17 protein-coding genes and 1 riboswitch are annotated in these 26,340 nt (G+C 32.3%); of the genes, 12 read left to right on the forward strand and 5 right to left on the reverse strand.

The annotated features are described in order from the left end of the window. Positions 1–135: 135 nt before the first annotated feature. Together bcaP and CN925_RS06415 are read right to left on the reverse strand one after the other, a co-directional pair. Complete coding sequence (gene bcaP / locus CN925_RS06410; RefSeq protein ID WP_098845432.1) at positions 136–1,542, reverse strand: branched-chain amino acid transporter BcaP; 1,407 nt, start codon at positions 1,540–1,542, stop codon at positions 136–138. Positions 1,543–1,965: 423 nt separating this feature from the next. Further along, positions 1,966–2,145, reverse strand: a complete 180-nt coding sequence (locus CN925_RS06415; protein ID WP_056471502.1) for an H-type small acid-soluble spore protein — start codon at positions 2,143–2,145, stop codon at positions 1,966–1,968. 333 nt (positions 2,146–2,478) lie between these two features. On the opposite strand from CN925_RS06415, the gene CN925_RS06420 reads away from it, so the two are divergent. Next, positions 2,479–3,438, forward strand: a complete 960-nt coding sequence (locus CN925_RS06420; protein ID WP_098845433.1) for a LacI family DNA-binding transcriptional regulator — start codon at positions 2,479–2,481, stop codon at positions 3,436–3,438. Positions 3,439–3,576: 138 nt separating this feature from the next. Here CN925_RS06420 and CN925_RS06425 read toward each other — a convergent pair whose 3' ends face one another. Beyond that, entirely contained in the window at positions 3,577–4,476 is a 900-nt protein-coding gene (locus CN925_RS06425) for a LysR family transcriptional regulator (RefSeq protein WP_098845434.1), read from the reverse strand. Positions 4,477–4,607: 131 nt separating this feature from the next. On the opposite strand from CN925_RS06425, the gene CN925_RS06430 reads away from it, so the two are divergent. The 7 genes from CN925_RS06430 to CN925_RS06460 all read left to right on the forward strand — a co-directional run bounded on the left by CN925_RS06430 (position 4,608) and on the right by CN925_RS06460 (position 12,116). Continuing rightward, positions 4,608–5,873, forward strand: coding sequence for an APC family permease (locus CN925_RS06430; RefSeq protein ID WP_098845435.1), 1,266 nt, complete (start codon positions 4,608–4,610; stop codon positions 5,871–5,873). Between the two features lie 642 nt (positions 5,874–6,515). Beyond that, a riboswitch (FMN riboswitch) is annotated at positions 6,516–6,663 on the forward strand. A gap of 310 nt (positions 6,664–6,973) precedes the next feature. Next, the gene (ribE, locus tag CN925_RS06435; protein WP_098845436.1) at positions 6,974–7,621 is read left to right on the forward strand and encodes a riboflavin synthase; all 648 of its coding nucleotides are present in this window, start codon (positions 6,974–6,976) and stop codon (positions 7,619–7,621) included. A 12-nt stretch (positions 7,622–7,633) separates the two neighbouring features. Further along, positions 7,634–8,827 (forward strand): bifunctional 3,4-dihydroxy-2-butanone-4-phosphate synthase/GTP cyclohydrolase II, encoded by a 1,194-nt coding sequence (locus CN925_RS06440; RefSeq protein ID WP_098845437.1) that lies wholly within the window; start codon positions 7,634–7,636, stop codon positions 8,825–8,827. A 15-nt stretch (positions 8,828–8,842) separates the two neighbouring features. Beyond that, positions 8,843–9,304: a 6,7-dimethyl-8-ribityllumazine synthase gene (ribH, locus tag CN925_RS06445; protein ID WP_088014180.1), complete on the forward strand. Its 462-nt coding sequence runs from the start codon at positions 8,843–8,845 to the stop codon at positions 9,302–9,304. A gap of 277 nt (positions 9,305–9,581) precedes the next feature. After that, a complete protein-coding gene (locus tag CN925_RS06450; RefSeq protein WP_483295173.1) occupies positions 9,582–10,580 on the forward strand; it encodes an MBL fold metallo-hydrolase in 999 nt (332 codons plus the stop codon). A 73-nt stretch (positions 10,581–10,653) separates the two neighbouring features. Continuing rightward, positions 10,654–11,136, forward strand: a complete 483-nt coding sequence (locus CN925_RS06455; RefSeq protein ID WP_180232875.1) for a YbaK/EbsC family protein — start codon at positions 10,654–10,656, stop codon at positions 11,134–11,136. A gap of 158 nt (positions 11,137–11,294) precedes the next feature. Continuing rightward, positions 11,295–12,116, forward strand: coding sequence for an MBL fold metallo-hydrolase (locus CN925_RS06460; protein ID WP_098845476.1), 822 nt, complete (start codon positions 11,295–11,297; stop codon positions 12,114–12,116). A 47-nt stretch (positions 12,117–12,163) separates the two neighbouring features. Here CN925_RS06460 and CN925_RS06465 read toward each other — a convergent pair whose 3' ends face one another. Next, positions 12,164–13,351 (reverse strand): YhgE/Pip domain-containing protein, encoded by a 1,188-nt coding sequence (locus CN925_RS06465; protein ID WP_098845439.1) that lies wholly within the window; start codon positions 13,349–13,351, stop codon positions 12,164–12,166. Between the two features lie 182 nt (positions 13,352–13,533). Here CN925_RS06465 and CN925_RS06470 point away from each other — a divergent pair, with 182 nt between their 5' ends. Next, a complete protein-coding gene (locus CN925_RS06470; RefSeq protein ID WP_098845440.1) occupies positions 13,534–14,142 on the forward strand; it encodes a TetR/AcrR family transcriptional regulator in 609 nt (202 codons plus the stop codon). A gap of 66 nt (positions 14,143–14,208) precedes the next feature. On the opposite strand, the gene CN925_RS06475 is transcribed toward CN925_RS06470, so the two are convergent. After that, entirely contained in the window at positions 14,209–15,057 is an 849-nt protein-coding gene (locus tag CN925_RS06475) for a MurR/RpiR family transcriptional regulator (RefSeq protein ID WP_098845441.1), read from the reverse strand. Between the two features lie 580 nt (positions 15,058–15,637). Here CN925_RS06475 and CN925_RS06480 point away from each other — a divergent pair. The 3 genes from CN925_RS06480 (at position 15,638) to CN925_RS06490 (ending at position 26,282) form a co-directional block, all read left to right on the forward strand. Beyond that, positions 15,638–16,897: a helix-turn-helix domain-containing protein gene (locus CN925_RS06480; protein ID WP_098845442.1), complete on the forward strand. Its 1,260-nt coding sequence runs from the start codon at positions 15,638–15,640 to the stop codon at positions 16,895–16,897. 487 nt (positions 16,898–17,384) lie between these two features. Beyond that, entirely contained in the window at positions 17,385–21,533 is a 4,149-nt protein-coding gene (locus CN925_RS06485) for a S8 family serine peptidase (RefSeq protein ID WP_098845443.1), read from the forward strand. Positions 21,534–22,112: 579 nt separating this feature from the next. Continuing rightward, entirely contained in the window at positions 22,113–26,282 is a 4,170-nt protein-coding gene (locus CN925_RS06490; RefSeq protein WP_098845444.1) for a S8 family serine peptidase, read from the forward strand. Positions 26,283–26,340: the final 58 nt, after the last annotated feature.

The raw sequence follows: 26,340 nt of genomic DNA on the forward strand, positions 1-26,340 counted from the left end.
TCATATCATAAATTTTTTTTGCTGTAGATATCTATAGTTATTCTAGATTGTTTAGGAAAATATGTAACAGACAACAAAATCCCACTATAGGTTACTATAGTGGGATTTCTATACTTTTGCAGATTATTTTATTACTTATGCAGTTTGATTTGAATCCTTATCAAACTTATTTTTATTGTTTAGTTTACTATTTTTATATCCGTATGCTACGTAAATTACTAAACCGATTACTAACCAAACTACGAAACCTTTCCAAGTAAATGATGAAAGTTGAAGCATTAAATATACACAGAATACAACAGCTAATACAGGTACTACAGGTACCCAAGGAGTTTTAAATCCACGCTTTAAGTCTGGACGAGTTTTTCTTAATACAAGAATACCAAGAGAAACAGCAGAGAAAGCGAAAAGAGTACCGATATTTGTTAATTCAGCTAATTTGTTTAATGGAATTAAGCCAGCGAATAAAGCAACTAATCCGCCAGTTACCCAAGTGCTTGTTACAGGAACTGAAGTTTTCTTATTAACTTTTGATAATTTACCTGGTAATAAACCATCTTTACTGATTGCATAGAATAGACGAGTTTGTCCAAACATCATTACGATTAATACTGTTGTAATACCGATGATTGCGCCTAGTGAGATGAATCCAGCAGCCCAATCTTGGTGGATAAATGCTAGTGCAAAAGCAACAGGGTCTTTAACACCTAATTGATCAAACGGTACGATACCAGTAAGAATTAATGAAACGACAATATATAAGATTGTACAAATTGTTAAAGCAGAGATAATACCGATTGGTAAGTTGCGTTGAGGGTTTTTAACTTCCTCAGCTGCGGTTGATACTGCGTCAAATCCAAAGTAAGCAAATACTACTACAGCAGCACCAGCTGTTACTCCATGGAAGCCCATTGGCATAAATGGAGTCCAGTTATGTGGTTCAACGTACCAAACACCTACTACGATGAAAAGTGCAACTACTGCTAATTTTACAATTACCATGATCGTGTTAAGTTTTGCTGACTCTCGAACACCTCTAGTAAGAATAAACGTTACAAGTAAAACAATGATTACTGCCGGTAAATCAATAATAGTATGTTTAGAGGGATCAAATGCACTTGTTAAAGCTGTTGGAAGATTTACTCCAAAACCGTGTAATAAACTTTGGAAGTATCCAGACCATCCACTTGCAACTGCTGAAGATGCAAGTCCATACTCTAATACCATATCCCAACCTAATATCCATGCGATGACTTCACCAAAAGCAACATAACTATAAGTGTAAGCGCTACCAGCCTCTGGAATCATTGATGCAAATTCAGAGTAACAAAGTGCAGCGAATGTACAAGCTAAACCTGCGATAATAAAAGAAAGAATAAGTGCTGGACCGGCGTAATCAGCTGCTGCTACGCCAGTTAATACGAATATACCTGTACCGATGATGGCACCGATACCTAACATTGTAAGATCAAACGCTCCTAGAACTTGTTTAAGTGAACTAGGCGAACTACTGGTAACTGATTTTTTTCGAAATAAATTCATATGAGCCTCCTCTAATCCTATTTTTAGTAATTTTTTAATTTTCTATTTAAAAAGTTAATTATTTTCTAATTTTACCTTAAAAAATAGAAAATTCTGACAATTAGCTCCGAAGTAATATTATAGATTGTCTCTTAAGTGATTTTTATGATAACACACTTATTGAAATATTCAAAGAATTTTTCGACTTTTTTTTCAATTTTTTAAAAAATATGTAGTAAATTCGACATATTACTGAGTACCCAGTGGTTAGGTTAAATTGAAATAAATAGAGGCTGTGCCAAAAGTAATAATTATTCTCTTAAATAATCATAAATTCTTTGGTTTCATTTGTAATCAGTCCAAATAATTATGTTTTTGTGTTTTTTCTTCAAAAATAAAATAAACCTCCTTAATGGAGGTTTATTTTTGAGTCTTTTTTATCATTTAATGTTCTTTTAAGTGACTTAATGATACTTCTTTATCATTTTGTGGTTGATCTAGAGGATAAATTCTTGCTGTACCTTCATTTTTATTAACATGCTGAATATAAACCGGTACTCCATCGCATGTTACATTAATCATACCAGGTGCTGCTACGATTTCCAATGCTCTTTCGGTATCCATCATATTACCTCCTTTAATAACTAACCTATTTTATTATTCACATAGTAAAGTTAGAGTATTCATAGAAAATAAGTGCTTTTATTGCGGAATATGTAAAATAGGGCAAAGAGGAAGATTATTGGAGCATAATCAATTTTGTAGTCATTTCTTAACTCGTTTCTTTTCTTGTTGTATGATAGCTAAGTAAGCGAAAAATAAGATTGAACTACACATAAATAGTAAACAAAATAAGCCAAAAAGTAATTGCATATTCATACCTCCTTTTTATTATGAGAACAGAGTAAAGTATGGAACTAGTTTCAGAGCAAGAAAAAGTTTAGAAAAGGTGAGAAAATGTCTAATATTAAAGAAATTGCGAGGATTGCCGGCGTTTCGGTTACAACAGTCTCACGAGTTTTAAATGATGAACCATATGTTAGTGAGGAAAAAAGAAAAGCAGTCTTAAATGCAATTGAGCAAACCAATTACCAACGAAATCAAAATGCAGTCAATTTAAGTAAAGGTAAAACGAATTTAATTGGAGTAGTCATTCCGTTCTCGCACCATCCGTACTTTGGCTTGCTAATTGATGGGATTGCAAATGAGGCGATAAAAAATAATTATAAGCTCGTACTATTTCAATCAAATTACGAGGAGAAAAGAGAGATAGAAGCATTAGAGATGCTACAGCATAAACAAATAGACTCACTCATTATCTGTTCTAGAATTTGTTCAATTGAAATGATTGAAGCGTATAAGCAATATGGACAGATCATTTTATTTGAAGATACGAGAAATACAGGGATTTCTTCAACCTTTATCGATCATTACAATAGCTTCATGATTGCATTAGAATACTTATATAAAAAGGGTCATCGAAAAATCGGTTATTGCATTGGCCGAAGAACAGGCATGAATAGTAAGCAAAGAGAGACTGCCTATATTGATTTTCATAAGAAATATAATGAGTCAATAATTAGCGACTTCGTATTTGATAATTGTTATTATTTCGAAGATGGTGAAAGAGTTGTCCAATCTTTGTTAAATTTAAAAGAGAGACCAACAGCTTTGTTAGTAACTAGTGATCAAGTAGCTGCTGGTGTGCAAACTTGTTGTAATGAACATGGAATAGTTATTCCTCGTGATTTAGCAATAATCGGGTTCGATAATCAACCAATTGCAAAAGTAATGAAGTTAACTACAGTCGAAATTCCATTAAGGGAAGTGGGTAAGAAACTTTTTATTCAAGCGATTAATTCTGATGTTACACAAGAAGAAATTGCGTTTAAGTTAATTGAACGGCAGACCGTATAAAAAAAAGCTAGTGAGGAACTAGCTTTTTTTTATGGTTGAGGGATAGTGAAGTCCAAATATAGTCTCAAAATGTGGCCATAGTCAAAAAAATAACAAATTGTTCGTACTTTACCATGAGCATCTATTTCCAAAGAGAAACTAGCTTTTGATCGACTGATTCCATAAATGTGATTGTTCTCTAACAACTTCCATAAATTTTCTAGCAGCACGTGATTGCCATCTGTTTTTATGCCAAGACATAATCGTAGATACACTCCCTAAATTTGTATCCCAATTGATGACTTTTAGTTTTTGTTGCTTCATTTCATTTTGAACTGTTACGAGTGGGAGGATGGATATTCCAAGTCCACACATAACACATTGTTTAATTGCCTCAACACTCCAAAATTCCATTCCGGACTCAGTTGCGATTCCTTTACTTCTTAGGAATGCCTCAAAATAATCACGATAACTGCCTTGTTCTGTGAGAATGATATTTTCATTTGCATTTAGTGTAAACGATGAAAGTGTCCTAGTATCAGAAGATGGAGGTAGCAAAATGACAAGTGGTTCTTCTATTAGTGTTTCTGTATACAAATCAGAATCTGTTAATGGTGCCTGTAGGAAAAAGCCAATATCCAAATCACCTCGACGTAATTCATCTTGCAATTCCCAACATGAACCAGATTTCATCATAATATTTACTTTTGGATTTTCTAAACGAAAAGCTTGGATGATCTGTGGAAGACGATAGATTGTTAAAGATTCCGGGGCGCCAATTTTTAATGTGGTTACCTCTTCATTTTCCATTTGGAATACATCTTTTGCTTTTGAATAGAGTTGAATCATTTCAATGGCGTGAACTAAAAAGTTTTCACCGACTTCAGTCAGATAAACTTTTTTACCTAAGCGGTCAAATAAAGGCACTCCTAATTCATGCTCAAGCGCTTGTATATGTGCAGTAACTGTAGATTGTGCATATCCGAGATGGACCGCAGCTTTTGAGAACCCGCCCATATCCACTATCGATTTAAACGTAATTAAATGACGGATTTCCATTATAGCCTCCTAAGTATCGGATTTACCGATGGTTTATATCGTAACTATTCATTTTACCGATGAGAATTCGGTTCATATAATTAAAATATACGAGATGACAATTTGTTTCAATTACAATTGGAGGGATCTTTGTGGGGAATCGAAAAATTGGTTTTCTTTTGCTCAGTGGGTTAATGATTGGACCTATTTTAGGTTCGGGAATTATCATTTTACCACCTGCAGTGTATGTGGTTGCTGGTAATTATGCTATTTTTGCATGGGTTATTATGCTTGGTTTAAGTTTAATATTTGCACTAATGTTTGGTAAGCTTAGTCTGCTTATTCCAGGAGATTCTGGAGTACCATTGGCTGTTGAACGTGCTTTTGGTACACAAATAAAAAACCTCTCAGCTATTTTCTTTTTACTTGCAGTTTGTTTTGGACCAATTGCAGTTGCAGGTACAGCAGGGCATTACTTACAACTACTGACGAATCAAAGTTTCTTTAATGAAAAGTGGCTAGCTTTAGGAATACTTTGTTTTGTTTATATCATTTTAACTAGAAGCATTGCTGATGTTGGAAAATTTGCCTTTTTTATGTCTAGTTTCATTGTAGTGACACTGATCGTTGGCAGTATTCATACATTATTTACAGTTAATGGGAGCTTTACTTTATCGAATCCAATTACCGTTTCTGATTTTGGAGAAAGTTTACTATTATTATTTTGGGCGTTAATCGGGTGGGAGGTCATCGGAAGTTATTCATTAGAAGTAAAAACTCCTGAACGAACAATTCCTAAAGCAGTTGTGTTAAGTTTCTCGATTATAGCAATAGTAAGTTTAACGGTTGCCTTTGCTTTTCAGTGGATTCATTCTAAAAATGGAAATATGATGGATCAATCATTAGCACCGTTACTTCGTAGTTTATTTGGAAGTTGGTCAACTCCAATTATTTCATCAATTACAATTGCACTTTGTATTAGTACGGTTCTCCTAGTAATAGGAGCAGTCTCAAGACTAATTGCCGATCAAGCTAAAAACGGTTTATTACCTTCATGGCTATCTTTTAAAAATAAAAATAATGTAGCAACTCGATCTTTACTTAGTTTGTTTTCTATTCACATAATTGTATTTTTCCTTTATTTTAATGACTTCCTAAGTATTCAAACACTTGTAGCAATTGCAAATGCATTCTTCTTATGCAACGCTTTACTAGGAGTATTGGCATGCTTGCGATTATTTGATTCCATATTTTTTAAAATTGGTTCATTTATTCTAGCAATTTGCTTTTTAGGTATACTCTTATTTTCCTCACCAGTCATTCTAGTATTAATTATATTCGTTTCAGTGTATTTCATTTGGCTACAAAAAAGGGAATCAAAACAACATGAAAAAATTTTACAAGTTGGAAATGAATAATGGAAACTTCTATAAAAATGAAGTTTCTTCTTTTAAACTAACTTTTTATAATAATTCCTTGTAGTGCATATTTATTATTTGTTTGGAAGAATCCTTACACTAAAATTTCACAACATTTTTGCAATTTGATATATGACGAAACTATTTATTTCTATTTAATTATTGCTTTTTTGGAGTGCAAAATGGACCTATTGTTAAAAAATCAAGTATTGTTTTGTAGTAATCAGGTTTATTTATTTCTAATTCTGATATAAAGGACAATGCTTTAATAATCTAATTTTCAAGTGTTCTAGGAGCATTTTATTCCTATTGTAAAGAAATGATAAAAACTAATTTTATACTAGTGAAAAAACAAATTCAGGATTCCGTAAGTTTTACTTTCTATATTGGTTATACAATCATTTTTCTCTAATTACTTTAAAATAAATATTTATACAATTTTGTATTAGTTGTAACAAAGCATGATTATTTATTTAGTAAAATAATAAAATTCTTAACTAAATAGAGTGTGAAATTTTCCATATTTTATAAGGCTTTTAACATTAATTTTGTTTTTCTTTCAATTCGTTTAAAAGAAAATAGAATCTTAAATTCTTTACAATCAAATAATTGCTAGTTATAATGAAACCAAATTTGATAATTAGTGTCCTTCGGGGTCGGGTGAAATTCCCAACCGGCGGTGTTGTATATTTATATACTAAGCCCGTGAGCTTCATATAGATTTTTTATATGTTGCTGATCTAGTTAGAATCTAGAGCCGACAGTATAGTCTGGATGGGAGAAGGATGGAGTGCATATACGGTATGTTTGTTTTCAAAAAATAATATCCGTATAGGCTTAGTTCGTTGTGCATAATTTAAATGTACAACAATAGACGTGCTACAATATTGTCGTTTAATAGCTCATATTGTATAAGCGTTTATTTAAGTATGCTTCCTTTCTTAAACATCTATCGCCCCTTAGGAGTTTTCTAAGGGGCTTTTCACTTTTTCAAATTAATTTGAATTAGAAGGTGTGATAAGGTGGATCAACTATTTATGAAATTAGAGATGGGTCTACAAAATTATTTATCGGGCTTTTTCGAAATGAGGTGAAATAACTTGTTTACTGGAATCGTTGAAGAAATAGGAACAGTAAAAAATATCGTAAAAAAGGGTAAAACTTTAGTGCTAACAATTGGTGCATCAACCATTTTAGAGGATGTTCATCTAGGGGATAGCATCTCCGTAAATGGAGTTTGTTTAACCGTTACAGATTTTACTAAAAATGAATTTTCTGTTGATGTTATGCCTGAAACATTTCAAGCATCCAATCTAAGCTCATTGGGTTCTAGCCAAAAAGTAAATTTAGAGCGAGCAATGGCTGCAAATGGAAGGTTTGGTGGTCATATTGTATCGGGTCATATTGATGGAACAGGTAAAATCGTATCAGTTAAAGCAATGGAAAATGCAGTAATTTATAAAATTAGTATTCCAAGTCAGTTTGCTAAATATTGCCTTCAAAAAGGTAGTATAACGATTGATGGTACAAGTTTAACAATATTTGAAGTTGAAACTGATATTGTAACGATTTCTTTAATTCCTCATACTCGTTCACATACGATTTTAGGCAGTAAAAAAGTTGGCGACATTGTAAATCTTGAGTTTGATTTATTAGGTAAGTATGTCGAAAAAATGCTCGGTATGAGTGAGACGAAAAAGAGTACGGCAATAACAACTTCATTTTTATCTGAAAATGGCTATATATAAAGGAGTAAGATCATGTTCTCTAAAATAGAAGAAGCAATTGAAGACTTGAAAAATGGGAAAATTATTATCGTTTGTGATGATGAAGATAGAGAGAATGAAGGAGATTTTGTTGTTATCGGAGAATTTGCAACTCCAGAAAATATCAACTTTATGGCAACACATGGTCGCGGATTAATTTGTGCGCCTGTTTCTGAAGAGATTGCCAAAAGACTAGATTTACATGATATGGTAACAAAAAATACAGATTCTCATGGAACTGCCTTTACTGTGAGTATTGATCATATCGATTCTACTACTGGTATCTCGGCATTTGAACGTTCACATACAGTTTTACAAATGTTAAATGATGAATCAACTGGATCAGATTTTAGAAGACCTGGACATATGTTTCCTCTAGTCGCTAAAAACGGAGGAGTTGTTGAGAGACCGGGCCATACGGAAGCAGCAGTAGATTTAGCACGAATGGCTGGATCAAAAGCAGTTGGTGTCATTTGTGAAATTATGAATGATGATGGGACAATGGCAAGGGTACCGGATTTAATTCAAATCGCAAAAAAGTTTAATTTAAAAATGATTACAATTAAAGATTTAATTCATTATAGACAAGAAACTGAACAACTTGTAAAAAGAGAAGTTGAAATTAAATTACCAACTGACTTCGGTGATTTCAAGATGATTGGTTATACAAATGAGATCGATGGTAAAGAGCATGTTGCGATTGTAAAAGGGAAAGTTGACGATGGTGAACCAGTACTTGTCCGTATTCATTCGGAATGTTTAACTGGAGATGTATTTGGCTCATGTCGTTGTGATTGCGGACCTCAGTTGCAATCAACATTATCGATGATTGAAGAAGCAGGAAAAGGTGTCATTGTTTATATGCGACAAGAAGGCCGAGGGATTGGCTTACTTAATAAGTTACGAGCATATAAGTTACAGGAAGAAGGCTTTGATACTGTTGAAGCAAATTTAAACTTAGGATTTGATTCAGATTTAAGAGATTACGCGATTAGTGCCCAAATTATTAAAGATTTAGGTATCACGAATATCGAACTTGTAACGAACAATCCAGCTAAAATAGATGAATTAAAATCATATGGATTACAAATAAATAATCGAGTACCGATACAAGCAGAAATGAAAAGTGAAAACGAAAAATATTTATATACAAAAATTGAAAAAATGGGACATTTATTAAACTATTAATAGGGAGAGATAATCATGAAATTCGAAGGAAATTTAGTAGGATCTGGACTTAAAGTTGCGGTAATCGTTGGACGTTTTAATGAATTTATTACATCAAAACTACTTGGTGGTGCAGAAGATGCTCTTTATCGTCACGGTGTAGAAGAATCAGATGTTGATGTTATTTGGGTACCTGGAGCATTTGAAATTCCGTTAGTAGCAAAAAAACTTGCTGATTCAAAAAAATACGATGCAATCATTACACTAGGAACAGTTATTCGTGGGGCAACTACTCATTACGATTACGTATGTAATGAAGTAGCAAAAGGTGTCGCTGCGATTACTTTACAAACTGGTATCCCTGTCATTTTTGGTGTATTAACAACAGAAAATATTGAACAAGCAATTGAAAGAGCTGGTACAAAAGCTGGTAATAAAGGTTGGGATGCTGGTATTTCAGCAATTGAGATGGCTAATTTATTAAGAACTTTAAACTAAGTATAAATATATAAGTATAAATATAATAGAAGAAACTGATTAAGGAGAGGTGAATTTTACCTCTCTTTTCTTTTTACTAAAAAGGTTTTTTTATAAATTAAAGCGTCTGAATATTTGTTTAATCTTCTAGAAATATGGTAGTGTAAATTTTAGTAAAAGTTAGTTTGGAGGTGGAAATAAAATGTTATTTTTTCTAATTTTTATATTGCTAGTTATCATTGTAACAATATTTTTAAATACATATCCTCATTTTGGGAAGAAATATTCAAAGGATAAAATGGAGTCATTTAATGCCTTAGATCATTATAAAAATGGTAAGTTTATAAATCAAATTCCTACGAGTATGAGTATGGATTTTAAAACAAATATTTCAATGCTTAGAGACTTTGTTAAGAAAAATACGAACCGTACACCTAAAGCTGGGATCCCTATGGAGAGAATCGATGTTTCATTTTTCCATTCAAAAAATAACGACTCAAAAGTTACTTGGTTTGGGCATTCAGCTTTATTTATTCGAATCGATGGAAAAAATATTTTAATTGATCCAATGTTTGGGAACGCACCAACCCCATTTCCGCAATTTGGTGGTAAAAGATATAGTGGAGGTTTACCTATTGAGATCAATGAATTACCAAAAATAGATGCTGTCATATTATCGCATGACCATTATGACCATCTAGATTACGGTACTATAAAAAAAATCAAACATAAAGTCGATCGATTTATTGTTCCTCTTGGTGTAGGGAGTCACTTGATGAGCTGGGGGGTACCAATAGAGCGTATTTCTGAACATAACTGGTGGGATGAATTTAAATTTGATCAATTAACATTAGCCTGTACGCCAGCAAGACATTTTTCAGGAAGAAGCTTAACTGATCGCAACAATACATTGTGGTGTTCATGGGTCATCATTGGTGAGGATACGAAAATTTACTTTAGTGGAGATAGTGGTTATGCACCTCATTTCAAAGAAATAGGGGGAAAATATGGACCGTTCGATCTAGCTTTAATGGAATGTGGTCAATATGATAGACGATGGTCTGCCATCCATATGCTGCCTGAAGAAACAATTAAAGCTTTTATTGACGTAAAAGGTGAAGTTCTTGTACCAATTCATTTTGGCGCTTTTACATTAGCATTTCATGACTGGAATGAACCAATTAATAGAGTTGTGGAGGCTGCTAAAGAACATGAAGTAAAGTATTCTACACCTAAAATTGGTGAAACAATTAATATTAGTAAAGGCGAATATCCTAATTCTATTTGGTGGAAGTAGTAAATCTATTCGAAAAAAAAGGATTGCACCTTTGTTTCTAGAATAATTAATAAAACAATTTTTTGAGGAAGTGATGATTGTGGAAGCATTAAAAGAAAGTGCACAAAACGTACAAGATTTAATCATTGAGTTAGGTTATTCAAATAAAGTCATTGAACTACCAAATAGTGCAAGAACTGCTAAGGAAGCGGCTGATGCGTTAAATTGTGAAGTGGCTCAAATAGCAAAGTCTATTATATTCAGATTAGAAAGCTCAAATAGTCCTGTACTAATCGTAGCAAGTGGTATTAATCGAGTAAATGAGAAACAAATCGAGAAAATACTTAATGAAAAATTAGGTAAAGCAGATGCTGATTTTGTACGTGAACAAACAGGATTCGTAATTGGAGGGGTATCACCAATTGGTCATAAAAACAAAGTAATGACATTTATTGACGAGGATCTATTACAGTATAAGGAAGTATGGGCTGCTGCTGGTCATCCAAAAGCAATATTTCAGTTAACACCTAATGAATTGATTGAGATGACAAAAGGTAAAGTTGTAAAAATTAAATAATAGAAAGCTTAAACTTTCATTATTTTAGGCACATTCAAGTGTAATAAATCAGATTTTGATTTACTATACTTAAATGTGTCTATTTGCATTGGGAATTTTTACCTCATAATCAAAAGTATGTCAGATTAAATTCGAGGGAAAGTGAGATGAATGAGCAAATGTATAACTTTATTTGTACGACTTGTGGCGTTCAATATAACAAGTCTATTGATCCTCCTGAGTACTGTATAATTTGTTCTGATGAAAGACAATACATCAATCTAAGTGGTCAAAGTTGGACAACATTACAATCAATGAAAGAACAAAACTATCAAAATAGTATTCGCTATGAAGAAGAAAATTTATATAGTATTGTAACGAGTCCTAAGTTTGGAATTGGTCAGACTGCATACCTCATTAGAAATGAAGGTTTTAATGTTTTGTGGGATTGCGTCACATTTCTAGATGAGAAAACGTTTGAAGAAATTAAGAGCTTAGGAGGAATCGATGCGATTGCTCTTTCACATCCACACTATTACTCTAGCCAAATTGAATGGGCAAAAAGATTTGATGTACCAGTATACATACACGAAGATGACCAAGAGTGGGTTACGAGAAAAAGTGATAAAATTATTTTTTGGTCTGGCGAATCATTAAATCTTAAAGAAGGAATTGAAATTCATCGATTAGGCGGACACTTTAAAGGTGGAGCGGTATTAGAATGGAAAGCTGGAAATGAGCAAAAAGGAATACTATTAACAGGTGATATTATTCAAGTAGTTGCAGATCATAATTGGGTAAGTTTTATGTATAGTTATCCTAATTTAATTCCATTACCAGAAAAAAAAGTAAATGAGATATCGTTAGCCGTAGAAAAGCTAAAATTTGATAGGATTTATAATGCATTTCATGGAATTGTAAAAGAAAATGCAAAGCTAGTAGTCAATAATTCAGCTAAAAGATATATTGAAGCATTGAATGGGAATTTATTCGATACTTAATAGACTAAAAAAGGACCAAGTTTTGTTTGGTCCTTTTTTTAATTTCATTAAACATTTAACGTTTGATGTACTTTTTCTTTTTTAGATTTAAACGCAGATAATATTAAAAGAACAACGGAGATTATACCAATCCAAATAATCATATTCATAGAATGACTCATCGATAATCCTTTATCAAAATAGAAAATTTCTCTTAATCCGTCAGCACCAAATCGCATTGGGATCCATGAGTAAATCCAGTCCTTTGAAAAAGTTGGTAAAAGCTCTTTTGGCATTCCGATTAAGGAACCAGAGAAGAAAAAGATTAGGGCAAAGATAGCTACGCCACCAAATCCAATCCAAGACATGACAGCAGAAATTAGGATATGGAAACAGAAATAAGTAATCGTTAAATATAGCGCAACGTCCAAGAAGGTTGGAAGTGTAAAGCCAATCCATTTTGCCATTAAAGTTATGCCGAAACCAATTAGGAAAGATAGGACTACCCCTAAAAGTAATTGTTCAAAAATAACTTTTATTTTACTAATTGAATTTGATGTTTCTGTTTTCTTTTTCGCTAAAAAGACGATCACGGCACCAATTAAACTAGACATCCAAAGTGGTGTAATTAAACTCACTGGTGCGTTTCCATTTGCTGTATGTGTTCCAATTGCATTAACATTTTCAACCTTCGTTATGATTGGATTTGCTAATACCTCAGCTTGATTTACTGAAATTGAACTCACGCTTTTCTTTAATTCATTAAAAATTTCTGTATGAATAGTAAGGTTAAGATTTTCTACTAGATGAGATAGCATTTGACTAGCCATCGCTGATCCATTTGCATTTTTACCTTGATTAACTAGAATTTTTATTGAAATAGGTGAAGGGTTCGCTGTTTTTAATGAAGCTTGATTTTTACTTAAATCCTTTGGAAGAATAAGAGCAGCATAGTATTTTTGGTTATTTAGTCCTTTACGTACATTTTCTTCACTCGAAACTTGAATCCACTTAATTGCTGGTTTTTCATCATTTTTAGGTTTAGATAGTTCATTTATTTTTGAAACCATCATTTGACCTATATTAACAGTTCCTTTTGAAGGTACTTGAATTCCTTGATCTTCGTTTACGATCGCAATTGGTAGATTTTTAGGTGTAGGGTTAACGGATGATGCTAAAGTTAGACTGAATATAATCGCAACTACTAGTACTAGTATAGGAGCTAGTATAGCTTGTTTTTGTTTAAATAAGTTCATTGTATAACCTCCTAATTTTTTTATGATAAAATTAATGAACAACGTGTTGACTATTCTTATGTGAAGATATTACAATGAGTTTTACAAAATCACAATAAGCAAATCATACAAATGTGTTCAATACTAAACACATTTAGAAATTTGTTTAGTAAGAACTAATATTCCAAAGGGGTGATTATAAAGTGGCTCAATCATTGAGAGAATTAAAAGTTGCAAAAACGAGAGAATTAATTAAAGAGACATTGTTAGATTTAATAGAGGAAAAAGGATTCGAATCTATTTCAGTAAGAGATATTACTTTAAAAGCCGGACTAAATCGTGGTACATTTTATCTTCATTACAAAGATAAATTTGATTTACTGGAAAAAAGTCAAAATGAAGTATTGGAAGGATTAAAAGATCGACTTAAATTTGTGAGGCCAAAAGAATTAAATGAGTTTTATTCAAATGACATGGTCTATCCGCCTATTCTTAATGTGTTTCATTATTTAAAAGAAAATCAAAGATTTGTTAAAATTCTAATCAGTACAAAAGGTGACCCAGCTTTTCCGAAGAAAATGAAAGAATATATAAAAGAAACAATCTATGAAAAACTAGTAGATATTATCGAAAAAGAATATTTGATTGATATACCACATGAATACGCAACTGCGTTTATTTCATCTGCATTCTTTGGCCTTATGGAACAATGGTTAGAAAAAGAAGAACCAATTTCCCCAGATGAAATGGCAATCATGCATTTGAAACTATTGAAATTTATGAAGCAATTTGTTAGTCAAGTTGTTCGATAATGCGAGATTATTCTATTTTCTACTTCAAAAAAGTCTCAAATGAATTTGACATTTGAGACTTTTTCATTATGATCTTGTTTCTGAAATTGCTGTTCTAACTTTTTCAAATGATGCTTTAGCTTTGTGAGCATTTAAGATCATTAAGTTTACGTATAATGCATCAATAATACTTAATTGTGCAATTCTTGAAGCAAGTGCCTCCGGTCGATATTCCGTTTCCTCAGAGGATGTGTAAAGCGAGACATTAACATTTTGACTTAAAGGAGATTTCGGGAAACCTGTAATACCAATTGTTTTGGTACCGTTTTCATTTAACACTTGCAAAATACGAAGGATGTCTTTATTTGAGCCTGAATGTGAGATTACGATTGCTACATCTTCTTTTGTCAGTTGAGAAGCTGACATCAATTGAAAGTGTGAATCTGTGTAAGAGTTCGCTTTTATTCCTGTACGAATAAATTTATGGAAGGCATCCATCGCAATAACCGAAGAGCCACCTACACCGTATAATTCAACTTTATTTGCATTTAAAATAAGATTTACTGCTTTTTTAATCGATGCACTATCTAGAATTTGGGCAGTATTTTCAAGGGTACGAATATTAGATTGAAATATTTTATTTGCAATTGTTATTTCATCGTCTTTTTCGTTAATTTCTTCGTGGATTTGCTGAATCGGCGTCATAATTTCTGTTGCTAATGCAATTTTAAGTGCTTGGTATCCTTTAAAACCAATTCTTTTACAAAATCTAAATACAGTTGCATCAGCAACGTTTAAGTCTTCAGCTACTTCTGTAATCGTACTGTGAATAATATGCTTTGGGTTTTGTAATATATAATCAGCGATTTTTTTTTCTTTATCACTTAATCGCGCATAATAAGAACGAATCTTACCTAAGCTGTTCGTTTGTTCCATATTCTTGACACCTTTCCTTAGGGAATTGATTTTTAGAATAAAAAATTTTTAATATAGTTAATTAAAAATGTTACTGTTTTAAAGATTTAGAAAATAAATATAATTTACTTAGTAATTATTATATAGGAAAAAAGAGTTTTTTTTAATAATAATATGAAAACCCTATCTCGTGAAAATTATTTCGTATATTATCATTTTTGTCAAAAAAAATTTTTCCACACGTTATTTTTATAATTGTACTAAGAAAGAGTTTGATTTTTATATTGAGTAAAAGTGGTTTAGGGTTAATCAAAAACAAAGAACATTTGATTCATAATCTAGTGAATTAGGCGGGGAATTATGTAAAATAAGGGTTTTTGATAGGTTGGGTCTTTGGAAATAAAACAAGAATAAAAAATAGTCTTTAAGGTAGGATTTCATTTTTGAGTTCTATCTTTTTTTTAGTTATTTTGTATTGAATTTGATAAAAAATTTCCTAGTATTAGGTAAAAATCATTAATTGTATTTTCCTTAAAAGGATATTAAAATTTAGTAAAGAATATTTAGATAAATATGTTTATAGAGATAGAGGAGGGTGCATATGATTGAGGGGGAAATCATAAAGTTTTATCGTGAAAAAATGGGGTTAACTCAAGCTATGCTTGGAGAAGGTATATGTACAACTACTCATGTGAGTAAAATTGAAAGAGGTAAGACAGCATACTCACCTGATATTATTGCTTTATTTTCAGATCGTTTAGGAATCAATATTAATCAAGAAGTCCAATCTTTTTATAATTTAGAAAAAAAATTACATCTTTGGCATGATGCATTAATCATGAAAAAAGAAGCCCAAATAGAAGAAATTAAAGCTGAACTTGAACAAATGCCCTTTATTGACTATTCACAATATGCAGCCCACTATAATTTACTAAGAGCTAGATATTATTTTCATATTCAAAATTTAGATATGGTTAAGCAAATACTCCAATATGTGAAAAAAGAATTTAATGATTTATCTCCTTTCGAGAAAAATTTATTCTATCATCTTCAAGGTATGTACTATATATCGAACTATACTAGCCTAAGTAGTGAAGATCATCAAAAGGCAATTAAAGTATTAAAGATGATAAATATTGATGAGTATCGAAATGAAGAATACTATCACCATTTAGCAATCGCCTATCATTTTGGAAGTTCAAAAATTTTAGCATATAAATATGCCGAAATGGCACTTAAGTTTTTTCAAAGGACGAATAACTATTTATTCGCAATTAGTTCCGAAACTCTTATGCTATTACAGTATGGCAGTGAACTAGAGATGAATTTTAATGAAGTTGTAGAACGCTATAAAGATTTAATTCATAACTGCGAAGTATTAGGTGATCGCGAACGCAAGGCTATTTTATTAAATAATCTCGGAGTGAAATACTTCAAGCGAGAAGAATATGAAACGGCTTTGTATTATTTTGAGGAAAGTATTAATGAAACCGAAAATAAAAAATCAATAAATTATTTAAGGCGTTTGTGCAATTATTTAGAGACATGTACAGAAGGCACACTATTAGAAAAAGAAATCCTTCTTAGTGTGATGAAAAGAGCATTAGCATTAGCAAAAATGTTAAAAAGTCCGGTACATATTACATTAATTAAACTATTTAAGCTTAAGGCTGAGGGAGCCCGCGAAAAATTCTATCAATATCTATCGGATGAAGCACTCCCATTCTTTTATTCTACTAATAATAAGTTTTATATCGAACAATTTGGTAAGAAATTATATAAATACTATATCGAGATTAAAGAGTATCAAAAAGCTGCCGAATTATATGAATCGATTGAACATACATTTGTTAGCATGTAAACAGGTGAGGGTATCCAATAAGTTTTTTGGTACCCTTTTTTGGTGAACTGCATATAAAGTTTGAGAATCGGAATTAAAATTGAAAAATGGCTTCTAGAAGCGTTCACCCATCCTATTTTTTTAAAAGGTGGCATCCTGTGTCAGTTTACCTGATCATTGAGATGGCACTATTTTTTTGTCTTCTTGGAGATATATTTCGTAGTAATAGGCTTATTAATGGATAAATTGAACTGAAATTGTTTGAAATTGGTTTAATCTGAAGGGGAATTATGTTGGAATTTGTCGATTTTCTTAAAGGGTATTGAGTAAAGGTTGATAAATCAAGGTTTTGTATAACCCAATTGATTAATTGTAGAAAATTCTCAATAATATAATTAATAGAAAAAACGACAAATGTCATTCTATTTCGTTAATTATTAGAGAAAAAATTATTTCTAGTAATGAATGTAAAGGCAACTAGGAAGAAAAATGAACTGGAGGAAGAAAAATGGGGGAAAAGAGAGAAAAAAGTAAAGTACTTAAAAGTTTTACCGTTTTAGCTTTAACATCTAGTTTTATTTTGGGTTCTGTTGGTCAAGTAACAAATGTGTCAAATGCAGCAAGTCCAAGTAAAGCGGAAGATATTTTGGCGAACCTAAGTCAAGAGCAAAGAGCGGCTCTTAAGCACCTTTCTACTAATGAAGAAACTGGTCTACAAATTAATTCTGATATTAACTTGGAATCATCAGAAGAAACAAAAGTTATTGTAGAGTTTGCCAATAAACCAGTTAAGGTCGCTCAAATTGAGGCGAGTGTTGAAGGTAAAACTTTAACAAAAACTGATGCACAAAAATTAATTGATCAAGACCATGATACTTTTGCAAAAGATTTAGGGAAAGTTTTAACAAATACAAAAAGTAAAAAAGTAGATTATAAAATTAATCGTTCATTTAAACACGCATTCAATGGTGTGTCGATCACACTACCAGCAAATCAAATTCAGAATCTATTAAAATCAAAAGCAGTAAAAACAGTTTGGAGTAATGAGAAATTCTCAATTGATCCGCCTGCAAAAAATGAAGAGAACAAACAATTAAAAGCAGACGAGTTTAATGTAGCAAACTATTCTCCATATGATCAGCTAGATCGTCTACATGCAGAAGGCTATACAGGTAAAGGAATTAAAATTGGTATTTTAGATACAGGTATGGATTATAACCATCCAGATTTAAAAGATGCATATAAAGGCGGATATGACTTTGTCGATAATGATAATGATCCGATGGAAACAACATATGAGGATTGGAAGAAATCAGGACAACCTGAAGTAAACGGTTCTACTTATTATACAGAACATGGTACACATGTTGCAGGAATTATCGGTGGACGTGGAGTAGCTGATAGTGATTATTCATCTGTTGGTGCTGCACCAGAAGCAGATCTTTATGCATATCGTGTACTAGGTCCATATGGTGGCGGAACAAGTGAAGGAATTATTGCAGGAATTGATAAAGCAGTAAAAGATGGTATGGATGTTATTAACATGTCACTTGGTGCATCTTTGAATGATCCACTTTACGCTACTTCAATCGCTGTAAATAACGCAGTATTAAGTGGGGTAACGACAGTTATTGCAGCTGGTAATGATGGAGACGGAATGTATACATTAGGTTCGCCAGGGGCAGCTGCATTAGCTTTAACAGTTGGTGCTTCATCTGTTGCAATTGATATCTATCAATATGCCGGTGTACTGAATGGTAAAAACTACAATCTAAGACAATTAACGAAAAACTATAAAGATGATTTATCAGCACTAAAAGAGAAATCGGTTCAACTAGTCGATGTAGGTCTTGGAGATCCAGCTGGTTATAAAAATAAAGATGTAAAAGGAAAATTTGTATTCATGAACCGAGGAGTTTATACATTAGACTCTAAAGTTGCATATGCTAAAGATCAAGGTGCTTTGGGTGTGATCATGGCTAATGATGAAGCAAACAAGGCAGAGGGAGCAATTCAAACATTCCTTGGTGAATCAATGAATGCAATCCCTTCATTCTCAGTTTCATTTGAAGAAGGTTCAGTTATTTCTGCAGCATTAAAAGATGGTAAATCAGAATTTACATTTGGTGATTTCAAGAAGATTCAAACAGCATCTGATGAATTAGCAGGATTTAGTTCAAGAGGTCCTTCACGAGTCAATTATGATATCAAGCCGGAAGTTACAGCACCTGGAGTATCAATACTAGCAACTGTTCCATTTTATGTTAATGATAAAAACGTTGATGGCTCAAAACCAGAAGATTATAAATATGCTTATGCAAGACTATCAGGTACTTCAATGGCTACTCCTTATGTAGCTGGAGTATCAGCATTATTACTTCAATCAAATAAAGATCTTGAACCAGCTGATGTAAAATCAATTTTAATGAATACAGCTGATCCTTTATCAAAAGATTATAGCGTATTTGAGATCGGAAGCGGTCGAGTTGATGCATATGAAGCAATCCATTCAAATGTAGAATTACAAGTAGTTGATAAAACACCGACAATCATTAATGGTAAACAAAAATTAATAGACGAATTAACTGGTGGATTTAGTTATGGTTCAATTGGATTTGATAATAAAGATATTACAGAATCTCGCAAAGTTACATTGAAAAATAGAAGTGAAAAAGCGAAAACATTTAGTGTAAATGTTAAATTCCAAAAGGGTACTAGAGGAGCTTTAGATGCGGCTAAAAACAATGTAACGCTAACTGGTCCTACTTCAGTGAAGTTAAATGGAATTAGTTCTAAATCAATTAAGTTTGATTTAAACATTCCAAAAACAGCTGAAAAAGGCACATATGAAGGTTATATTGTATTTACAAATAATGCAGACCCTACTGAAGAATACCAAATTCCATTTGGTGGACGTGTTGTTAATGAAGGAATCGATTTCTTAAAAGCTGACCCATTATTTTCGACTGACACTAGCTGGCCAGCAAATGCATTTCCGTATCTTGGGTTTGAATTCTCATTAAAATCTCACATGAAGACGTTGGATGTTCTTTTAACAGATCCAAAGACAGGTGAAGATCTTGGTTTAGTTGGTTCATTTACACCAATCATTATCAATGATAATCAGTTGTATTATATTGGAAGAGGATTTAATTCGATTTACTTCCCATTTACAGGAGATTCGAAAAATCCAATTAGCAATGAACCGAGCTTTGCTCAACCAGGTCATTATCAATTAAAGTTGGTTGGAACAAATGATAAAGGAAAAACGTTCACAAAAGTTTCTGATTTCATTTACGATTTAGCGCCACCGACTATTAAGTCTAGTTTTGACTCATTAGATCAAAAGGTAATTGAATATAATGATGGACAGTTTGATAAAAATGGCGAATTTTTATACGACTTTAATATTAATTTAAATGACCCTGAAACAGATCAAGCAAATAAATTAGGTTTAGATGTCGATCAATCAAGCAATGCAGTTGTTTCATTTTATAACAGTCCATTTCCTGCAAATCCAATTAATACGGATAAAAACGGAAACTATTCTGACAAAATTTTAGTGAGAAAACAATCTGCGCCATTAGAAGTTTCGTTTTATGGTATTGATGCAGCAAGAAACTTTACTTCTAATCCAAGTAATAAGTTAAGTGTCACATTTGTGGATGAAAATTTACCGTACTACTATTTAAAAGCTGATAAGGAAGTTCTTAATACTGGTGAAGCTGTAAATTACACTGTTCGTTCGAACAATGTGAAAAATTTAAAAACAACTAAAATTACAATGAATAATTTTAATTATGCTTCAATTGAAAATGTAGTAGTAAATGATGCAGTTAAAAAATATGGTGATGCAGAGGTTAGTGTAAAGACTACACCAGCGAGTCACGTATTTACATTTACTTATTTAGGAGATAAAGCGTTACCTGAAGATTTACCGTTATTTAATTTCGACCTAAAAACAGATAAAAAGTATGATAATGAAAGTCCTTACTGGTTTGGTATGAGTGCAACAACAATTGATCAAGCAAATGTTGAGACAAAAGATGTTTACACTTATATGGACAGATATAAACTAAAGCCAACCGTTTCTAGAATAGCAGGAGTACTACAAGTTGAAGGTGGATTAGATCCAGTTTCAGGTGGAATTAATTATGCTCTTGATCTAAGTAATGTCAACGCAAAAGTAAAAATTACGTCGTACGATGGAAAAACAGTTACTGATGCGCCAATTTTAGATAAATATGGTTATTATGATGTAGATGGATTAAAACCTGATAAAGAAGCCTATACAGTAACAGTGGATGTACCAGGTCACTTTACGATGAACCAACAAGTTGTTTTATCAAATGAAATTCGTGGAGAAACTTTAGGTAAAATTTATAAGTATAGTCTAGCAACCGCTGCAGCTGGAGACGTTAATAAAGATAATGTAATTGATGTACTAGATGCAATAGCTGTACAAACTTACTGGAATACAAATAAGGCAACAGCAGACTTAAACTTTGATAAAGTAGTAGATAAAAAGGATATGGACTTTATTGTTCAAAACTTTGGATTACAAAATCCATCTGTCGACAAAGCGCCAAAACCAAAAACTACATACAAAGGTGCAACTTTAGATAGTATTTTAAAGGATTTAGGTTTAGATAAATAATGATGTAGAAGAAGGAAGCCAGCAAGATTGGCTTCCTTTTTTATGTATAAGGAAATTTGTAATAATGATTAGTTAATTCATGAAAAAATTGAAAACATAACTGCCCCAAGACGTGCTTTTCCTGTTGAACTCCTTATCCTTTTTATCGTTACGTCCTAGACTTAATAAATATTCGAATAAAGTATTTTAAAATAGTTTTTCCTTATTCTATTAATAAGAAAAAGCTATTATTTTGGGGTTTATTTAAAATGATTAAAAAGATAAATAAAAATAATAATAAGTTTTCGCGATGAATCTGATGTTTCTTTAAAAAATAGTAAAATTGGGTTATTTCGATAGTTTTTTATGGAAGAATTTAGGCGAATCTTGTCGAATATAGAGAGAGAAATTTTGAAACTTAGGTAAATAAGGGGAATGATAACCCAATTGACCGAAAATTGAAACAAATTGATAATAAATGTAGAAAGTAAATTTGATGTAAAGAGTTAAATATGAAAATAAAAAGTAGTTTACTATTTTATCAATCATAGATCTTCATTGAATTTTACTTTAGATAAAGAATAGCCAGGAGGAAGAAGAATGGGGAAGAGAGTAAAGAAAAGTAAGTTAGTTTCAGGCTTTACTGTATTAGCTCTATCATCTAGTGTTGTTGTTGCACCGATTGCACATGTAACGAATGTTTCAAAGGCAGCAGGGAAAACGAAGACAGAAACAATACTTGCAAATTTAACTTCTCAACAACGAGCTGCTTTAAAACAAATTACAACGAATGAATCGACAGGACTTCAAATTTCATCAGACATTGACCAAACGTCTACAAAACAAACTTCAGTTATTGTTGAGTTTGCAAATAAGCCTGCGAAAGTGGCTCGAATTGAGGCACAAGTAGAAGGTAAATCATTAACTGAAGCACAAGCAGGGAAATTAGTTGATCAAGATCATACTACTTTTAGTGCAGAAGTGGGACAAGTTCTAAAGGATGAAAAAAATAATAAGGTAGATTTCAAAATTAAGCGTTCATATAAACATGCCTTTAACGGTGTTTCAATGAGTCTACCAGCAAACCAAATTAAGAATCTATTAAAATCAAAAGCAGTTAAAACTGTATGGAGTAATGAGAAATTCTCAATTAACCCTCCGAAAGAATCAGATAAAAATAGTGAGTTAAAAGCAGATGAGTCTAAAGTAGCGAACTATACGCCATATGATGGCTTGGATAAGCTACATGCTGAAGGCTATACAGGTAAGGGCATTAAAGTGGGTATTCTTGATACTGGTATCGATTACAACCACCCAGATTTAAAAGATGCTTACAAAGGTGGATATGACTTTGTAGATAATGATAACGATCCAATGGAGACTACATATGCTGATTGGATCAAAGCTGGTAAACCAGGTACTGCAGATGGAGCTGACTATTATACTGAGCATGGTACTCACGTAGCAGGTATTATTGGTGGACGTGGTGCATCTAATAGTGAATATAAACAAGTTGGTGCAGCACCGGAATCTGATATTTATTCATATCGTGTACTTGGACCTGGTGGGTTTGGAACGACTGAAGCGATTATAGCAGGTATTGATAAAGCGGTAAAAGATGGTATGGATGTTATTAATATGTCATTAGGTGCATCGTTAAATGATCCACTTTATGCAACTTCTATTGCTGTTAACAATGCTGTATTAAGTGGTGTGACGACTGTTGTAGCTGCAGGAAATGATGGAGACAAAATGGATACACTAGGTTCACCTGGAGCGGCTGCATTAGCACTTACTGTCGGAGCTTCATCCGTTGCAATTGATCTTTATCAATTTAACGGAACTCAGGATGGAAATGAGTACAAATTTAGACAATTAGCTCAAAACTACTCTGATAATGTAACGACATTAAAAGGAAAGAACTATCAACTTGTTGACGTAGGTTTAGCGAATCCATCTGATTTTACAGGAAAAGACTTAAAAGGCAAGATTGCTTACATTCAACGTGGAACGATTGCTTTGATTGATAAAATTAAAAATGCAAAAGCAGCTGGTGCAGTTGGTGTATTAATGGCTAATAACATTGATAACCAAAGTGAAGGAGCAATCCAAGCATTCATAGGTGAGTCGGTAGATGCTATTCCTTCATTCTCAGTATCATATGAAGAGGGATTAAAAATCACAGCAGCGGTTAAAGCAGGAAGAAATGAAGTTTCTTTTGGTGACTATACTAAGTTACAAACAGCTTCTGATGAATTAGCAACATTTAGTTCAAGAGGTCCATCACGTGTAAACTATGATATCAAGCCAGAAGTAACTGCACCAGGTGTTTCGATTCTTTCGACTGTACCATTTTATGTAAATAATAAAACAGACGATGGATCAAAACCTGAAGATTATAAGTATGCATATTCGCGCTTGTCTGGAACATCAATGGCAACACCATATGTCGCAGGTGTATCTGCATTATTACTTCAATCAAATAAAGACTTAAAACCAGAAAATATTAAATCAATCTTAATGAATACTGCAGATCCATTATCAAAAGCATATAGCGTATTTGAAGTAGGTAGTGGACGTGTAGATGCATATGAAGCAATTCATTCAAATGTAGAATTAGAAGTAGTTGATAAAACACCAACGATCGTAAATGGAAAAGAAAAATTAATTAATGAGTTAACCGGTGGAATGAGCTTTGGTTCATATGGATTTGATAATAATGATATTGCAAGTTCTCGCAATGTTACGTTAAAGAATCGTAGTGAAAAAGCGAAAACATTTAGTGTTGACGTGAAATATCAAACTGGATTAAGAGGATCAAAGGATGCAGCTTCAAATAATGTTACATTAACAGGTCCTACATCAGTTAAATTAAACGGTATTAGTTCGAAATCAATTAAGTTTAATTTAAACATTCCAAAAACTGCTGAAAAAGGAACATATGAAGGTTATGTTACATTCACGAATACGCAGGATCCAACTGAAGAATATCAAATTCCATTTGGTGTTCGTGTAGTTGAAGAAGGGATTAAATCATTTGATTTATTTAATCCAATGTATTCAAATAAAATTACAAATCCAACTTATGCATATCCGTTTATCGATGCTAGTGTGTCATTAAAAACACATTTGAAATCATTAGATGTTATCATTCAGGACCCAACAACTGGTCAAGACTTAGGTATTATTGGTTCATTTAATACACCAGTAATGAAAGAAGATGTCGTTTACAATGTTGGTCGACTTGTCGGTTCATATTACTTCCCATTCACTGGAGATGCGAAAAATCCGATTAGTAGTAAATATGAATTAATTAAACCAGGTCACTACAAATTAAGACTAGTTGGTGTGAGTGAAAGTGGAAAAACATTTGCTGAAGCAAGAGACTTTATGTTGGAATATGCTGTTCCGAACATGACTTCAAGCTTTGACAAGTTAGATCAAAAAGTTATCGAGTATAGTGATAGTCAACTTGATGAAAAAGGACAAATGTTATATGACTTCAACATTAACGTAAATGATCCAGAAATTGACGAAGCGAAAAAATACGGTATTAAAGCTGATCAATCAGATAACACAATTGTTTACACGTATAATTCCTTCTTCCCATCATTACCAATTAACGTAGATAAAAATGGCGATTATACTGATCAAATCTTAGTTGATAGCAAATATGCAGTATTACCTTTAACATTCTATGGAATGGATGCAGCATTAAATCCTACTTCACAAATTAGAGTCGCTTTTGTAAAAAATACAACTCCGTATTATTACTTAAAAGCAAATAAACAAAACATTGTAACTGGTGATACTGTAAATTACTCAGTTAAAGCAAATAATATTAGTAACTTAAAAACTACTAAATTAACGCTTCAATTGAATAATACTCAAGGAATCATTGACAATATTTTAGTTAATAATGAAGTTAAAAAATATGGCGACGCTCAAGTTACAGTAAAAACATCGCCTACTACTTGGGATTATATGACACAATATGATTTTACTTTTACTTACTCAGGTTCAGCTAATTTACCAGAGGACATTCAATTATTTAATTTCGATGTTAAAACAATCGATAAATCATTTACAACAGGTCCAGCGATTAACTTCTCAGGTAACGGTGCATCTACTATTGATACATCAAATGTAGAAACGAAAAATGTTTACACTTATATTGACGGTTACAATGTAAAATCAACAGTTTCAAAACTAACAGGTACAGTTCAAGTAGAAGGTACAAAAGATCCTGTAACAGGGCAAACAAATTATGCGATCGATCAAACTAAACTAGGTGCAAACATTACATTAACATCCTATGATGGTAAAACTGTTTTACAAGCACCAGTTACATCAAAACAAGGTGATTATGCTTTTGATGGTGTTAAAATAGACAGTAAACCTTATACGGTATCTGTTGATGTACCAGGTCACTTTACTATGCATAAAACAATGGAACAGTTAGTTGATACTATTCGTGGTGAATTAGTTGGTAAGCAATTACGCTACTTATTAGATGTTGCACCAGCAGGTGATGCTAATAAAGATGATGTAATCGACGTATTAGATGCATTAGCTGTACAAACTTACTGGGGTACAAACAAAGCATCTGCTGACTTCAACTTTGATAAAGTAGTTGATGCAAAAGATATGGATTATGTAGTTAAGAATTTTGGATTACAAAATTCAACAGTTCCAAACCCTCCTAAAGCTAAAAAATCATATAAAGGTGCTACATTAGATAGTATCTTAACAGATTTAGGCTTAAACTAAACAAATCATAAAAGCAGCCTTCTCCCGATTATTCTTTGGGAGAAGGCTTTTTATTGAT

This window comes from Bacillus sp. AFS055030, assembly GCF_002574545.1.
Classification (GTDB): domain Bacteria; phylum Bacillota; class Bacilli; order Bacillales; family Bacillaceae_G; genus Gottfriedia.

What these genes read in the sequence shown, in the direction of transcription:
- bcaP (WP_098845432.1), bottom strand. Translation starts at nt 1,542, where the DNA reads ATGAATTTATTTCGAAAAAAATCAGTTACCAGTAGTTCGCCTAGTTCA.
- CN925_RS06415 (WP_056471502.1), bottom strand. Translation starts at nt 2,145, where the DNA reads ATGGATACCGAAAGAGCATTGGAAATCGTAGCAGCACCTGGTATGATT.
- CN925_RS06420 (WP_098845433.1), top strand. Translation starts at nt 2,479, where the DNA reads ATGTCTAATATTAAAGAAATTGCGAGGATTGCCGGCGTTTCGGTTACA.
- CN925_RS06425 (WP_098845434.1), bottom strand. Translation starts at nt 4,476, where the DNA reads ATGGAAATCCGTCATTTAATTACGTTTAAATCGATAGTGGATATGGGC.
- CN925_RS06440 (WP_098845437.1), top strand. Translation starts at nt 7,634, where the DNA reads ATGTTCTCTAAAATAGAAGAAGCAATTGAAGACTTGAAAAATGGGAAA.
- ribH (WP_088014180.1), top strand. Translation starts at nt 8,843, where the DNA reads ATGAAATTCGAAGGAAATTTAGTAGGATCTGGACTTAAAGTTGCGGTA.
- CN925_RS06450 (WP_483295173.1), top strand. Translation starts at nt 9,582, where the DNA reads ATGGAGTCATTTAATGCCTTAGATCATTATAAAAATGGTAAGTTTATA.
- CN925_RS06455 (WP_180232875.1), top strand. Translation starts at nt 10,654, where the DNA reads ATGATTGTGGAAGCATTAAAAGAAAGTGCACAAAACGTACAAGATTTA.
- CN925_RS06460 (WP_098845476.1), top strand. Translation starts at nt 11,295, where the DNA reads ATGTATAACTTTATTTGTACGACTTGTGGCGTTCAATATAACAAGTCT.
- CN925_RS06465 (WP_098845439.1), bottom strand. Translation starts at nt 13,351, where the DNA reads ATGAACTTATTTAAACAAAAACAAGCTATACTAGCTCCTATACTAGTA.
- CN925_RS06475 (WP_098845441.1), bottom strand. Translation starts at nt 15,057, where the DNA reads ATGGAACAAACGAACAGCTTAGGTAAGATTCGTTCTTATTATGCGCGA.
- CN925_RS06480 (WP_098845442.1), top strand. Translation starts at nt 15,638, where the DNA reads ATGATTGAGGGGGAAATCATAAAGTTTTATCGTGAAAAAATGGGGTTA.
- CN925_RS06485 (WP_098845443.1), top strand. Translation starts at nt 17,385, where the DNA reads ATGGGGGAAAAGAGAGAAAAAAGTAAAGTACTTAAAAGTTTTACCGTT.
- CN925_RS06490 (WP_098845444.1), top strand. Translation starts at nt 22,113, where the DNA reads ATGGGGAAGAGAGTAAAGAAAAGTAAGTTAGTTTCAGGCTTTACTGTA.